General features: G+C 40.4%; 12 protein-coding genes. 8 read left to right on the top strand and 4 right to left on the bottom strand.

The genetic code is table 11. The features are described from left to right. Positions 1–67: 67 nt before the first annotated feature. Complete coding sequence (locus ACFO3G_RS05910; RefSeq protein ID WP_380078906.1) at positions 68–508, top strand: T9SS type A sorting domain-containing protein; 441 nt, start codon at positions 68–70, stop codon at positions 506–508. Between the two features lie 130 nt (positions 509–638). On the opposite strand, the gene ACFO3G_RS05905 is transcribed toward ACFO3G_RS05910, so the two are convergent. The 3 genes from ACFO3G_RS05905 to ACFO3G_RS05895 all read right to left on the bottom strand — a co-directional run bounded on the left by ACFO3G_RS05905 (position 639) and on the right by ACFO3G_RS05895 (position 4,908). Continuing rightward, complete coding sequence (locus ACFO3G_RS05905) at positions 639–2,114, bottom strand: hypothetical protein (protein WP_380078904.1); 1,476 nt, start codon at positions 2,112–2,114, stop codon at positions 639–641. 31 nt (positions 2,115–2,145) lie between these two features. Continuing rightward, complete coding sequence (locus ACFO3G_RS05900) at positions 2,146–2,724, bottom strand: DUF3575 domain-containing protein (protein ID WP_380078902.1); 579 nt, start codon at positions 2,722–2,724, stop codon at positions 2,146–2,148. A 606-nt stretch (positions 2,725–3,330) separates the two neighbouring features. Then, positions 3,331–4,908 (bottom strand): peptide chain release factor 3, encoded by a 1,578-nt coding sequence (locus ACFO3G_RS05895; protein WP_380078900.1) that lies wholly within the window; start codon positions 4,906–4,908, stop codon positions 3,331–3,333. A 187-nt stretch (positions 4,909–5,095) separates the two neighbouring features. Between ACFO3G_RS05895 and panC the strand changes: the two genes are divergently transcribed. The 4 genes from panC to ACFO3G_RS05875 all read left to right on the top strand — a co-directional run bounded on the left by panC (position 5,096) and on the right by ACFO3G_RS05875 (position 8,812). Continuing rightward, complete coding sequence (gene panC, locus ACFO3G_RS05890) at positions 5,096–5,935, top strand: pantoate--beta-alanine ligase (protein WP_380078898.1); 840 nt, start codon at positions 5,096–5,098, stop codon at positions 5,933–5,935. Between the two features lie 139 nt (positions 5,936–6,074). Beyond that, positions 6,075–7,322 (top strand): glycoside hydrolase family 10-like protein, encoded by a 1,248-nt coding sequence (locus tag ACFO3G_RS05885; RefSeq protein WP_380078896.1) that lies wholly within the window; start codon positions 6,075–6,077, stop codon positions 7,320–7,322. Positions 7,323–7,331: 9 nt separating this feature from the next. After that, positions 7,332–8,447 carry a radical SAM family heme chaperone HemW gene (gene hemW, locus ACFO3G_RS05880; RefSeq protein ID WP_380078894.1) on the top strand — a complete coding sequence of 372 codons (1,116 nt, stop codon included), beginning with the start codon at positions 7,332–7,334 and terminating at the stop codon, positions 8,445–8,447. 95 nt (positions 8,448–8,542) lie between these two features. Continuing rightward, positions 8,543–8,812, top strand: a complete 270-nt coding sequence (locus tag ACFO3G_RS05875; protein ID WP_380078892.1) for a hypothetical protein — start codon at positions 8,543–8,545, stop codon at positions 8,810–8,812. A 529-nt stretch (positions 8,813–9,341) separates the two neighbouring features. Here ACFO3G_RS05875 and tyrS read toward each other — a convergent pair. Next, complete coding sequence (gene tyrS, locus ACFO3G_RS05870; RefSeq protein WP_380078912.1) at positions 9,342–10,637, bottom strand: tyrosine--tRNA ligase; 1,296 nt, start codon at positions 10,635–10,637, stop codon at positions 9,342–9,344. A 172-nt stretch (positions 10,638–10,809) separates the two neighbouring features. Between tyrS and ACFO3G_RS05865 the strand changes: the two genes are divergently transcribed. The 3 genes from ACFO3G_RS05865 to ACFO3G_RS05855 all read left to right on the top strand — a co-directional run bounded on the left by ACFO3G_RS05865 (position 10,810) and on the right by ACFO3G_RS05855 (position 14,912). After that, positions 10,810–11,871 carry a YeiH family protein gene (locus ACFO3G_RS05865; protein WP_380078910.1) on the top strand — a complete coding sequence of 354 codons (1,062 nt, stop codon included), beginning with the start codon at positions 10,810–10,812 and terminating at the stop codon, positions 11,869–11,871. 370 nt (positions 11,872–12,241) lie between these two features. Continuing rightward, on the top strand, positions 12,242–13,954 hold the full coding sequence (locus ACFO3G_RS05860; protein ID WP_380078890.1) for a phosphoethanolamine transferase: 1,713 nt from the start codon (positions 12,242–12,244) through the stop codon (positions 13,952–13,954). Positions 13,955–13,991: 37 nt separating this feature from the next. Next, entirely contained in the window at positions 13,992–14,912 is a 921-nt protein-coding gene (locus ACFO3G_RS05855) for a PCMD domain-containing protein (protein ID WP_380078908.1), read from the top strand. The last annotated feature ends 172 nt before the right edge of the window (positions 14,913–15,084 follow it).

Below are 15,084 nucleotides of genomic sequence, written 5' to 3'. Positions count from 1 at the left end.
GGGCGGACGCCAATCCCCCCGGTGTTTTTCATGCCCGCCTGACGGATGAACAAAACAATGAATTGAAATGATTAATTTTGACTCAAAGATAAACCTCCTTTACACACTTTTTGGGATACTACCTTTTTATTGTTATCCGGAAAATGCAAAGGGTATGCCCTTTATGACAGCATGTGCTGCCGATGATAAGACTCCTTTTGATTTTAATGTGAAGACAATCAAAGGCAATTATGGGCTGTTGAGACATAGAGCTGTAAAGCAACTCTTGTTGAAAAAGCCTGACACAACAGATGCTTTATTGCCTACTTCATCAGTAAAGGTATTGGCAAGTAATCATCAGATAATTATCGATGGAATAGCAAAATCGGAATCTGTATGTATTTATGATATGAGTGGAAGGTTGCTTTATCAAGCCAAAGCTACGGGACAAACTATTGTAGATGTAGATCCCAACTATAATGTCGTGATTGTAAAAGTTGGTTCTTATACCAAGAAGGTAGTATTGTAAGGTTACCGTAATTGAATTAATAAGGCGATGATCAGATGTGACTCTGATTCATCGCCTTTTCTTATTCCTTGGTCAAACTTCCAAATGCCATTGGTACATTTGGAGTTTGATAGATTCGATTTGACTTAATTTAGAAGTTGTCTTCTGCAAACTTTTTGTATTCATCAAGATTGTATTGAGCGTCCGGCAAGTTTAGCTTTGCAGCTTCTGTAAGATACTTTTCTGCCATAGGGTAGTTTTCGTTCATAGCATACAATACTCCCAGTAGTCCCCATATCTTCTTGTTGGAAGCATGCTTTTCTGCAAATTTAAGTGCTTGAGCTATGCGACCATTTGCAAGATCTATCATAACGGCATTGTTTACAGGCTCATAGGCATTGGGGAATGCATCAGCTGCGACAACCCAAGCATTATAACTTTCGTCACTGTTTTCCGGATATGACTTAGCTATCGCATCCACTTCGGCCAGACTCAGTCTGTTAGGGTGAGTCTTGATAACATCTTTTGCCTCTTTGAGATCAAATCCTTTTACAACAAAAGAGAAGATAACATCACTTCGTCTTAATTTAGGGAAGATCTCATTCAGCATCTTTCTATAGCTTGCTCCATTATCTAAAGCAACTATTGCAGACATCCTCTCTTCTGCAGGTTTTGTATTGATGATATTTAGGATTTCTGCTTTTTTGTTGTAGTCACCTTCTTCGATAGCCTTTGCCAACCCATCCCAGTCTGAACCTTTGCTGTCAGTCTTAACCATGGACTTAAATCTTGGGTATTGCTTGATAAGATAATCTGCAAAGCTTTTTACACGATTTTGAGAAAGTGTCTTGTTTGCTTCTTGATTACCTTCCGGTGAAGCATAACCAATCATCTCAACTTTGTCGATTGTAAGGCTTTTGTCTTTTGCCATCTCTCCCATCTTGGAAGAAATCTTGGCAAGCTCTTGTTGGTTATTACCAAGGGTTGGTACAATATTGTACTTAGCTACAATAAAAGTGATAAATGCTGACAGACTTTCTTGTCTATATTTGCGAAGCTCTCCCTTCGGAGTGATTTTGGATAGTTTCCAGTTGGCTTCGTAAAGAGGAACAAGCATCTGTGAGGTCAAACAATTTTCTTCGCTTCCCTTGTCGCAGTTGGCACATCCTGTATTTTTTGATACAAGGACAAGAGATGCATCCTTCATCCAAATATTATAAGGTACTTGTGCTTGATATTTAAACTGCTGGCTTTTACCATTATTTCTCTTAATGATGTACTTAGGTTCATGTCCCGGTTGTCTGTATGGATTGTTTTTGCTGTCCATATTTCTCTGGAGCATGATATTTCTCGTACGTCCTGTAATAAGGAAGATTGGCAATTCGATTGTTTCATTGCTCTTGTTCGACTTTAAGATAGGGGTTACCTCCATCATAAAGTTCGAGCTGATCTTGGGCATCTCGCTAAGATCCACTACGAAATCGACATTGACATTGTGTCCCTGCTTTGCAGCGACATGTTGCTCGGTTGCTTTGATACCGGCAAGTTTGGCATTATCCTGAGCAGTAGCAATAAAAGAGCTACCTACAAAAAGCATTGCTATCAGGAATAAATATTTTCGTGTCATATTCTTCTTGTTTTGAGTGTAGTTATTATTGTTACTTGATTAGGTATATAATTGATATTGTGGCTTTAGTTGGTCCAAAATAGTTCTTACTATCTTCATCAATCTTTTTGCCGCACTTTTCGCAGTTGAATTTGTCGTAAGTTGTATGTACATATCCACCACTTATAGAAGCTTCAAGGTTCCAGTGTTTGCTCAAAACAAATTGATAACCATAAGTAAGGCCTACACCGTATGCCCAACCTTCGTATCTGTAACCTTTTAGTTTGTCAAATGGTTTGATGTTGAGATCGATGTTTCCGACATTATATTCAGAAACCAATCCATGCAGGCCGAAAAAATGTCCGTTGAATGCCTCGCAAGTCCAATACCTTACCTCAGGGAGCACGGAAAAATGCTTGAACTTTTTGTTGTTGTCAAACTCCCATCCATTGTATCCTCCATTGAGGTCAAGGGTCCATTTGTTTCCTAATGCCATTTCCACTCCCAAGTTTGGAGTCGTAGTTGCCCAATAAAGGAAGTTGGTTTTGAGCCCTACTTTTTGGGCTTTTACCATGGTGGTTGCACATGCAAACAACATGATAACCATCAATAATTGTGTAATCTTTTTCATCGTTTTATGAACGCTGTCTGTTAATATTTCTCAGTTATGTTATAGAGTTATAATGATTATCCGTCTTAACAAGATCTTCATAAGTCATTACTAATCTTCCTGTTTGTCGTTGTTGGAATATCTCATCGATGTGAAGGATAATCATCAATATATCACCTGCTATGTTATAGAACCTATTTTAGCCCCTAATTGTTCATTCTTTGTAGCTGTCTACAATACAAAATCATCTACTCATATGGGGATATAAAAGTCACTTGCCATATTTTTTCTATACAATTTGCTCAAGAAATTGTTTTTAAGTTGTTGAAAAATAGTTGTGTGAGCAATTCGTTGTTTCCCTTTCCGGTCTTACACCTTGCAAATAGTCCACTATTCCCTCGGCATATAATCGAAATCAGCTCAAAATCTTTTTCATACATTCTTCAAATATATCCAAGCAACTTCTAAAGCTCCTTGATTGATAATTGCTGTATAGCCGTCTCAGCAGATACAAAGGTGCAAAAAATATATTAAAAATACATTAAATGTCTCAGCGATAGGTATAAAAAGTCACAAAAAAGGCATTGTGACACCTTCGAACTGGCTGTCACAATACCTTTTCGTGGCTTAAAATTCGGATCTGAAATGGAATCTTATATCCGGGAAGTCTTGCCTTGCCATCATCAGCATATAATTTGATTCGGCAAGAAACACATCTCTCCCTTCAATGTCAAATGCCATATATTGAACTTTTCTTTTTTTGAATTCCTCCAACACTTCCGGCTTGTCGCTTTCTATCCAACATGCTTTGTAAAGATTGATGGGAAGCCATCGACATTTTGCTCCATATTCGTGTAGAAGTCTGTACTGAATGACCTCAAACTGTAGCTGTCCAACAGTACCTATAATCTTTCTTCCATTAAATTGGTTGGTAAATAGCTGAGCGACTCCTTCACCCATTAATTGGTCGATACCCTTTTGAAGTTGCTTTTGTTTCATTGGGTCTTCGTTTTCGATGTATTTGAATAGCTCCGGAGAGAAGCTTGGAAGTCCCCTGAAGTGCAGGTCTTCACCGCTTGTTAAGGTGTCGCCAATCTTAAAGTTTCCGGTATCGGGAAGCCCCACGATGTCTCCCGCAAAGGCTTCGTCAAGGATTTCTTTCTTCTGAGCCATAAAGGCCGTTGGGCTACTAAATCTCAGTTGTTTGCCAAGGCGTATATGCTGATAATATGTATTTCTTTCGAATTTTCCTGAACATACCTTTACAAATGCTATACAGGACCTATGATTCGGATCCATATTGGCATGAATCTTAAATACAAATCCGGTAAAGGCTTGTTCTTGAGGCTCTACCATTCGCTCTTCAGCCTTGACCGGCCTTGGGGCTGGTGCAATATCAATGAAACAATCCAACAGCTCTTTTACCCCGAAATTGTTGAGTGCAGATCCAAAAAAGACCGGGGCAAGATCGCCTTTGAGATATGCTTCTTTGTCAAATTGTGGATAGACTTCTTGTATCATTTCGAGTTCTTCTCTGAGCTTTGATGCCAGGTCTGCTGTGATGTGTTTGTCAAGCTCGGGATCATCAATATTCTCAAAGCTGATTCGTTCTGTGACTTTTTGTTTGTCAGGTCTAAAGAGATTGAGCTCTGATTGATAAATATTGTATACCCCTTTGAAGGTTTTACCTATGCCAATAGGCCATGATAAAGGTCTTACTGCAATCTCAAGCTCTTTCTCCAGTTCATCCAATATATCAAAAGCATCTTTACCTTCTCGGTCAAGTTTGTTGACAAAAATCATGACAGGAGTTTTTCGCATTCGGCAGACCTCCATTAGTCTTCTGGTCTGTATTTCCACACCTTTGGCGCAGTCTACAACAATTATGACTGAGTCTACAGCTGTAAGTGTCCTAAATGTATCTTCGGCAAAGTCTTGGTGACCCGGGGTGTCAAGGATGTTGATTTTGTGATCTGCATAGTTAAATCCCATGACAGAAGTTGCCACAGAAATACCCCTTTGCTTCTCTATTTCCATCCAGTCGCTGGTTGCAGTCTTTTTGATTTTGTTGTTTTTTACTGCTCCTGCCACATGTATTGCACCTCCAAAGAGTAGTAGTTTCTCTGTTAAGGTGGTCTTACCGGCGTCCGGGTGGCTAATGATTGCGAACGTTCTTCGCTTTGCTATTTCTTCCTTTAGTCCCATTTTATTGATTTATTTTGGTACAAAAGTATATAATTCGATTGTATTGGCTGCGCAAGTAATCTCTTTTGGAAGAAGTCATGCTTTAAGTATGTCTATACATATAAATAAAAAGAGCTTTTATATTTCGTTTGTATTTTACCTACCTTTGTCAGCTGAAATAAAATCAATAAGTATCAAGGAAATAATCATGCAACGAATAGAACGCATATCAGACCTTCGCGAAGCGGTCAAGATACTTCGTGAGGGCGGTAAACAGGTTGGCTTGGTTCCTACTATGGGGGCTCTTCATGAGGGGCATCTTAGCCTTGTCAACACAGCAAAATCCAATTGTGACATTGTGCTTGTCAGTACATTTGTCAATCCAACACAATTCAATGATCCTCATGACTACGAAACTTATCCTCGCACACCCAAAGAGGACGCCGAATTGCTTCGGTCGGCAGGAGTCGATATTCTCTTTGCTCCGTCGGAAGAGGAGGTATATCCGGAACCGGATACTCGTCAGTTCGATTTGGGTAATGTGGGTGCTGTTATGGAGGGACCTCGCAGACCGGGGCACTTCAATGGGGTATGTCAGATTGTAAGCAAATTGTTCGATTTTGTCGAGCCTGATTTGGCTTTCTTTGGAGAGAAAGACTTTCAGCAGATAGCTGTAATCCGTCGTATGCTTGAGATTACGGGTCAGAATGTTAAGATTTTCCCTTGTCCTATCGTCCGTGAAGCTGATGGTTTGGCCAAGAGCAGTCGCAATCTTTTGCTCAAGCCAGAATGGCGTGCTATTGCACCTACCATTCATAAGGTTATGATTGAATCTTTGACTTGGAAAGGCATCTTGTCTCCTCAAGCTACCCGCAACAAAGTAATAGAGATGTTGAATGCTACCGAATATCTTCGAGTAGAATATTATGACATTGTCGATGGTCGTACACTTAAGAGCATCTCTACATGGGCTGAGAGCAAAGAGCCGGTAGGTTGTATTACTGTTTATTGTGGCGACATTCGTTTGATTGACAATATTCATTATTAATTTGTTTTAGCCGTTTCTAGTCTTTCCCGGGACGAAGTGTCTGTTTTCTTGGTCCTATGGTTAGATGTAAGTTATATCTAAAGGCTGTGTCGTAATACTTTGAATAGTGTGACACAGCCTTATTTTTTGAGATGATAAGATGAAAAAGGTTTGCTATTCATTCTTTATGTTGGTTTCACTTGTGCTTTTATATTCATGTGACACAAAGAGGCACTCTGCTACCACAACCATTCCGACAGATACTCTTCCCGCTGCTGAGATAGTAGGAAAGAAGATTGTGCGCCCAAAAGTCCCCAAAGAGATGCGAGCCGTGTGGCTCACCACAATTTACAATCTTGACTGGCCGACAAGGCGTGCCACGACGGTTCAAGCTGAGGCCTCACAGCGTGAAGAGCTGTGTCGTATCTTGGACCGATTGGCTGCCGATCATTTTAATACAGTCTTTTTGCAAGTTCGTCATAGAGGTGATGTTATTTATCCATCACAGTATGAGCCTTATGCTTTGGCTTTTTCAGGTAGTCGTAGCTCTATGGGGTACGATCCTTTGTCTTTTGCCATTGAAGAGTGTCATAAGCGTGGACTACAAATCCATGCATGGATGGTCACATTCCCCTTAGGCAATGACCGCTCATCCAATCATCCCCCGCGTTCTAATCACCCCTCTTGGTGTGTTAAGCATCGTGGCGAATGGCAACTCAATCCGGGCCTTCCGGAGGTGAGAGCTTATATTGCTTCCCTTGTCAGGGAATTGGTAGATAAGTATCCCAATCTGGATGGAGTGCATATGGACTATGTAAGATATCCGGATTTTGCAGAGCGTTTTAATGATACCTCTGCATTTCGTAAGTATTGTCCTCAAGGAACTTCCAGAGATGAATGGCGTCGCGGGAACATTACCGATCTTATGAAACGTATCAATGATGTTGTCCGTAAGGATCATCCCTCTATGATGATTAGTTGTGCCACATTGGGCCGTCTAAAGCGCCTCCCTGAGTATCCAAATATAGGATGGACCTGTTATGAAGATGTCTATCAAGACCCCCTTACTTGGTCTAAGCTGGGGCTTGTTGATTTTGTCGTACCAATGATGTATCACAAAGGAGATTATTTCTTTCCGTTTCTTGATGATTGGCAGGCACATTCCGATGAAATCAATGTGGTCCCGGGCTTGGGTGTTTATCGCATTGACGAGGGTAGAAATTCATGGGATCCTAAGGTGATTGACGAACAAATGACCTATTGTAGAGAGAAGGGAATGCCCGGTATTTGTTTTTATCGGGAAGCCAACCTTACAGCAAATAAGCAGATTGAAGAGATTGTAAAAAGGCAGTTTGAAGAGCCTGTGGCTCCTATTTGCCGTAAGGTCGAACCGACTGAACAGAAATAATAGTCTTTTATGTATCTCTATATCCATATCCCATTCTGTGCCAGTAAATGTATTTATTGTGACTTTTATAGTAAGACAAATACGCAAGATATTGAAGACTACTTGACCTGTCTTAAGCGGGAGATTGGTTTGAGATCTAATAGGTCTGATCAATTAGATACCATCTATTTGGGAGGTGGAACCCCCTCTCTCCTTTCTCCAAAACAGTTAGGAGGTATTTTCGATTGTTTGAATTCGTCTTTCGATCTTTCTTCTTTGAAGGAAGTGACCATTGAAATGAATCCGGATGATGTGACCAATGAGTACCTTGATGGGATAGCCTCTTTGCCAATCAATCGTATATCTATGGGGGTGCAGTCGTGGTATGACGACGATCTGAAGTTTTTGAGGCGTCGGCATACATCCGATAGAGCCATGTCAGCGGTGAAAATGTGTCAAGACAAAGGATATAGCCGATTAAGTTTGGATCTGATATATGGCTTGCCCAACCAGACCATAGAGCGTTGGAAACATAATATTATGACAACTTTAGATCTGGATCCCGGTCACATTTCGGCTTATCACCTTATTTATGAGGAGGGAACTCCTTTGAATAATTTAAGATTGAAGGGTAGGGTTTCTCCTATTGATGAGGAACTTAGCTTAGAACAGTTTGAGCTGTTGATAAGCCTTATGTCTGATGGCGGGTATGAGCAATACGAAATATCCAACTTTGCTAAAAATGAAGCCTATGCCATCCATAATACCTCCTATTGGCTTGGGCTTCCTTATATGGGGTTTGGCCCTGCTGCTCATTCTTATGACGGTATGGACTGTCGACGTTCGAATTATTCAGATTTGAGAAGGTATATTGATTGCTTATTGGAGGGGAAGGATGCTCCTCACGATAATGAATATCTCACACAAGTCAATAGGCATGATGAGATGATTATGTGTAGTCTGAGAACCAAATGGGGGTTGGATCTGAGCAGGTATGAGTCCCTTTTTGGAAGAAGGGCAGAGATCTTGCGACAGAGCCAAAGTTTTATTGATCAGCATCTTTTACAAGTAAGAAATGATCATCTTATCTTGACTCGAAAAGGCATATTCTTGTCGGATGGTATTATGTCAGAACTTTTTTTGTAAATATTGCAAAGAGAATAAGACGAAAAGGACTGCGTATGAATAATTTCAAATGTGTCTGAATTTTAGTATCTTAGTCGTTAATAAGAGCATAATCCATGAAAATAAGCATATTACTTACCATACTTTTGATAATCATTTCGATTGGAGAAGCATTCTTCCAAGAGGGTGGGGTATGCCTTATTGCAGGGAAACATATCGATGACTTTGCATCTGTCAAATTCAATCTCGTGAATGAAATGTATCAAAGGGCTGTGAAGCTCGTCATAAGGGGATACTATTTGTTAAATACTGTTTCCTTGACTAATACTCTAAAAACTACTCAAACAAGACTGATTCAACTTCAAAATCTCAAATTCGAGGGTTAGGGTTTCTTGACACCTTAGCCGACTTTGTCCGTTTTATTAGTACGAAACGGGCTTTTTTATGCGCTATTTTAACAAATAAAGTCGCGCGAGAAGCAATCCATTCTCGCGCGACTTTAGATCTGATCTCGCGCGACCTTGACATGCAAAGTCGCGCTACTTCAGGTGCAACCTCGCGCGAGTATAGGTTCAAGGTAGCGCGAGAATGGATTGCAAGTCGCGCGACCTTACTAAAAAGGCGGCCTGAAAGCTGTTTTTTAGACGCCAAATTGTCAATAAAAAGTAGCTTATACATATATTAACATACAGATAGGACGAAACCGTCCTATCTGTTTTTAAAGCTATAAAGAATAAGTCTCTTTTAAGGTCAAAAATAGGCTGATTTTAGGCGAAAACAGAGCTAAATAAATTTACATTATTTATCTAATTCAGTGCAGTTTTAGGCGAAAGGGTCATCTGTTTGATGATAAAAAGAGCGTACCCTGCCTCCTTTTGAGACTGAGCACGCTCAAACTTTTTAAGGTGTTTTCTCTTAATCTTTTACGATAATAAGGAAGTAGTTTTTCTTACCCCTCTGTGCAATAATATACTTATTATCTATAAGGTAAGATGCATTTATTATCTCCTCGTGATTTGGAAGTTTCTCTTTATTGATGCTGACACCTCCGGCTTGTGTTGTTTTGCGCATTTCTCCTTTTGACGGGAAGATGGCGGCAGCTTCAGTCATAAGGTCTATTGCTTTGATGCCATTATCAATAACACTTCTTTCGACCTCAAATTGAGGTACTCCTTCAAACACATCAAGCAAAGTAGCCTCATCCAACTTTGATAGCTGCTCTTTTGTGCTTTTACCAAAAAGTATATTGGATGCTTCCACTGCAGCTTCATAGTCTTCTACAGAATGAACCATAATGGTTACCTCCTTGGCAAGTCTCTTTTGTGCCAATCTTAGATGAGGAGCTTCAGCTTGCTGGCGGGCAAGATCTTCAATCTCTTCTTGGCTGAGAATGGTAAAGATCTTGAGGTACTTGATAGCCTCTTCGTCTCCAACATTGAGCCAGAACTGATAGAATTTGTAAGGAGAAGTGTATCTCTTGTCCAACCAGACGTTACCACTCTCTGTCTTACCAAATTTGCCTCCATCAGCTTTGGTAATAAGTGGACAGGTAAGCGCAAAAACTTCTCCACCATCTACACGCCTAATCAGCTCTGCACCGGTAGTAATATTGCCCCATTGGTCAGATCCGCCCATCTGCAGTTTACACCCTTGATTTCTATATAAGTATAGATAGTCATATCCTTGAAGAAGTTGATAGCTGAACTCGGTAAATGAAAGTCCGCTCTTGCTATTCTGTTCGAGACGCTTCTTGACAGAGTCTTTAGCCATCATGTAGTTTACAGTGATATGCTTACCGATGTCACGAATAAAATGCAAGAAACCATAATCCTTCATCCAGTCATAGTTATTGACAAGTACTGCGGCATTGTCGTTGCCGGAGTCAAAATCTAAGAATTTGCCAAGCTGAGCTTTGATTGCTGCTTGGTTATGACGAAGTGTTTCTTCATCGAGGAGGTTGCGCTCAGCGGATTTCATGCTGGGGTCGCCAATCATACCGGTAGCACCACCAATGAGGGCAATCGGTCTATGGCCGGCTCTCTGCAAATGGCGAAGCATCATTACTGATACGAGGTGTCCGATGTGAAGCGAATCTGCTGTCGGGTCTATCCCCACATATGCGGAGCACATCTCTTTGTTAAGTTGTTCTTCTGTACCCGGCATCATGTCGTGAATCATTCCACGCCAACGCAATTCTTCTACAAAATTGATCTTATTCATCGTTACTAATTTATAAATCGACCACAAAGGTACAACTTTAGATGCTGTTTTGAATTTATTGTAAAGTAAATGTAATAGTTTATGAGTTGTTTTTCGTCGTTTTTGATACTTTCTCTCAAGTAGTTTTATTTAACTTTGCCTCAACTATTAATTAAGAACTACAATAATTATGCACGTACAAAAAGCAGATAAGATCCATGGCATCTTGTTCATGGCCCTCTTTTCTTTTGCCGCTTTCTATTTAGGAGAGCTGCCCATCTTCAAGAGTTTGAGTATTAGTCCTCTTATCATTGGTATTGTCTTGGGTATGATTTATGCCAATACTTTGAGAATGCATCTTCCCAATGCTTGGAATCCGGGCATTAAGTTTACATCAAAGACAATCCTTCGTACAGCGATTGTTTTCTTTGGATTTAGATTGACCTTGACTCAAATTGCGGAGGTTGGTTTGCATGGGACGCTTGTAGATATTTGTATTGTTACTTCCGTCATCTTGCTTGGTCTTTTGATTGGAAAGTTGCTTAAGATAGATACCAATCAAGCTATCTTGATATCGAGCGGATCTGCTATCTGTGGTGCTGCGGCGGTCTTGGGTACAGAGCCTGTGCTTGATGACAAGCCATATAAAACTGTTGTGGCAGTCAGTACAGTTGTAATCTTCGGTACGATAGCTATGTTTTTGTACCCTTCGATGTATCGTGCCGGCTGGCTTAGTGGTATGACAGATCATCAAGTGGCTATATATACGGGTTCGACTTTGCATGAGGTAGCGCATGTGGCGGGTGCCGGTGCGGCTATGAACAATCCTGAGATAGCCGGCTTGGCTACTATCACAAAGGTTATTCGTGTTATTCTGCTTGCTCCATTTCTTTTGATTTTAGGTTATTTTGTCAATAGAAGAAAGAAAGCCACAGGAGAGATTTCTGCTAATGCTAAAGTTCAAATCCCTTGGTTTGCAGTGCTTTTCCTTGTTGTCGTAGCTATCAATACCGGACTGACTTATTTGGCCGGAAATATGGGTATGTCTGAATATTACGATTCATTTACTCATGCTGTCAAATGGTTGGATACTTTTGCTTTGACTATGGCAATGACTGCACTTGGTTGTGATGCCGAAATTGCAAAGTTTAAGGAGGCCGGTCTCAAACCATTCATTATGGCATTGATCCTTTTTGCCTGGCTCGTATTTGGTGGCTATGCCATCGTTAAGCTTCTTGTGATATAAGAGCAATCTGAGTTAGGCTGATTACAATAAATAGATGTTCCTCGTTTTGGAGCGATTGTATATCGCAACATCGAGGAACATCTTGCTTCTAAAAGCTTTTTTAAGCTTGTTTGGATTAAATTTGACGAAGAGATATTTTGAAAGAAAATATCGCCATTTTTATTTGATTAGATACATAAGTATTACCTTAGCAGTCTATTTATGACATTGTGGGGTGGCCTCCATATTTTGCCGAAAATGTCCCATAGTGCCGAAGATAAGGTTGAGGTTTTTTTATCATAAGCCTCGTTTCATTTTGAGGGTTGCGTAAGTTTATGCCCTTTTTTAATGCTGTCTCGGCGACAGCTGACATACAATATATATGTGTGCAATGGAAGATTTTAGGAGTAAATATCCTCGTTTGAGTAGAGTTTTGAGCGGAAACATTCTTTTCTTTTACTATCTCATCTTGCTTATAGTGCCCAATATTGCTCTGTGTTTTACGGAGCACTGGTCTGTTGTAGCTAAGGTGGCCAATGTGTTTGTCCCATTGTCTGTCTATGCTTTTATCTTATCCGGATTTCGCAATGTAAGCAAGGGCTTTTTGTGGCTTTATATTATAGCTTTTTTTGCTGCTTTCCAGATTGTCCTTCTTTATCTGTTCGGAAGATCTGTGATTGCCGTAGATATGTTTCTCAATCTGACAACAACCAATCCGGGGGAGGCGATGGAGCTGTTGGACAATTTGCTTCCCGCTTTAGTCATTGTGTTTGTTTTGTACTTGCCCCCTCTTTTTATCTCCATCTTTATGGTGGTCAAAAAAGTAAATGAGATTAAGGCAAGGAGATCATTGCGGCTCTTAGTTGCTCGTTGGTCTTTTGTTCCGGCCGTATTGTCTTTGCTTTGTGCCTATATCTGGGGCGGGGGGTACAGTATTTTGAATGAGCTTTATCCGGTCAATGTTGGGTATAATATTTATCTGGCTGCCAATCATCAATATAAACTTCATCATTACGATGAGCTGTCCAAAAATTTTAGTTACCAAGCACAATCTTGTAGGAGCAAAGATGATCCTGAAATTTATGTTTATGTCATTGGTGAGACTTCCCGTGCTGACAATTGGTCATTGATGGGGTATAAGCGTCCTACTAATCCTCTTCTTAGTACCGAAGACGGTGTAATAGCTTATCCATTTGTGTTGAGCCAGTCGAATACGACTCATAAGAGCGTGCCTCTTCTGATGTCCTATGTGACAGCATCCGATTACGATTCTGTCTATTCAGCCAAGGGGATCATTTCTGCTTTTAAGGAGGCCGGATTTCATACAGCCTATCTTTCAAACCAGAAATACAATCATTCTTTTATAGATTTCTTCGGCAAGGAAGCAGATGATGTGATTTTTATTAAGGAGATGCCCGGGATTCCCAAAGACCCAAAGGATCTGGATCTACTCCCTTTTGTAAGACAGGAGTTGGACAAAGGGTATAAGAAACTTTTCATAGTGCTCCATACTTATGGCTCTCACTTCTCATACAAAGAGCGTTATCCGGAGAAGGATGCCTTTTTTAAGCCTGATAGTCCGGTAGATGCCGATTGGCGCAACCGTCCAAACCTAATCAATGCTTATGATAATAGCATTCGATATACAGATAAGTTTTTGCATCATTTGATTGAGATGATAAAGGGAGAGCATGTCTCCTCAGCTATGCTTTATACTTCAGATCATGGAGAAGATATATATGATGATTCGCGTAAGTTGTTTTTGCATGCTTCTCCTGTACCTTCTTATTATCAGATTCATGTCCCTCTTATTGTGTGGACATCTGAGCCTTTTGGACAGGAGCATCCGGATCTTGTTCATTACTTGAAGGAAAATAGTTTGAAGCAAATCTCCTCCAGTTTGTCTTGCTTTCAGACAATCTTGGACTTGAGCGGTATCTCGACGAATAAGAGTGTAGACAGCTTGTCTCTTTGTAGTGGAAATTTCAAGGAAGGTTTGCCTCTTTACTTAAATGATCATAATAAACCTTTAACATTTCAAAGCATCGGATTGGGGAAAGAGGATTTCGATAATTTGAAGAATAATCACTTTAGATATGAATAGAAAGATTTTTTATAGTAGCATAGCCATTGCCATCTTAATGATGGGATTCAATAGCAATACTTTGATGGCTCAGCAACAATTACCTTATGGCAACATGGATCAATGGATTACTCGAATAATCAAAGAGTCTTTGTTGATTGGCGGCAACACTAAGACCATTTATGCCATAGGACCTACCAGTACCATAAAGGGGGATATAGCTTATACTAATAAGGGCGGATCTCCTTGGGCTACATCAGATGTGATGGCAAAGGTAAAGGGGATTACCAAGACAAATTGCTCTGTCTTTCCCGAAAAGAGAGGTAATGGCTATTGTGCAAGATTGGAAACAAGAATAGAGAAAGTCAAAGTGTTGGGTCTTATCAACCTGAAGGTCTTGGCTGCCGGATCTGTATTTGTAGGATCTGTACACGAGCCAATCAAGAGTACGGACAATCCGGATAAGATTCTTAATGTTGGTATACCTTTTACTTCTCGTCCAAAAGAGTTGAAGTATGACTATTGCGTAAAACTTAGCGGACAGCCCAACCGTATCAAAGCTACGGGATTCGGATCGATCAAAACTGTTTCGGGTATGGATAAGCCAATCGTGGCATTGATGCTTCAAAAACGCTGGGAGGATAAGGCCGGTAATATTTATGCAAAGCGTGTCGGAACCATGGTGGTTGAGTACTCCAAATCTACCGGTGGATGGGTCAATGGTGCAACTTATAAGATCCTCTATGGAGATATTAGAAATAATCCATCTTACGATGCTCGTACAATGGGCCTCTTAAATGGAAGAGATTATACGGTTAATAGTAAGGGGAGAATTACACCTATTAGAGAGGTGGCATGGGCTGATGAAAATGAGAAGCCAACACATTTGTGTCTGCAATTTGCATCAAGCAATGGAGGAGCTTATATCGGTTCTCCGGGCAATGTCCTTTGGATAGACAATGTGATGTTTAATTATTAAGAGTATGGTTTTAGTTGTCTGACTCTATTTGTATAGCATTATTATGGGTAGTATCCCAAAAAGTGTGTAAAGGAGGTTTATCTTTGAGTCAAAATTAATCATTTCAATTCATTGTTTTGTTCATCCGTCAGGCGGGCATGAAAAACACCGGGGGGATTGGCGTCCGCCCGGG

Origin of the sequence: Falsiporphyromonas endometrii (genome assembly GCF_042654485.1) — a bacterium.
Lineage (GTDB): Bacteria > Bacteroidota > Bacteroidia > Bacteroidales > Porphyromonadaceae > Porphyromonas > Porphyromonas endometrii.
This window is presented reverse-complemented; position numbering and strand designations above follow the sequence as displayed.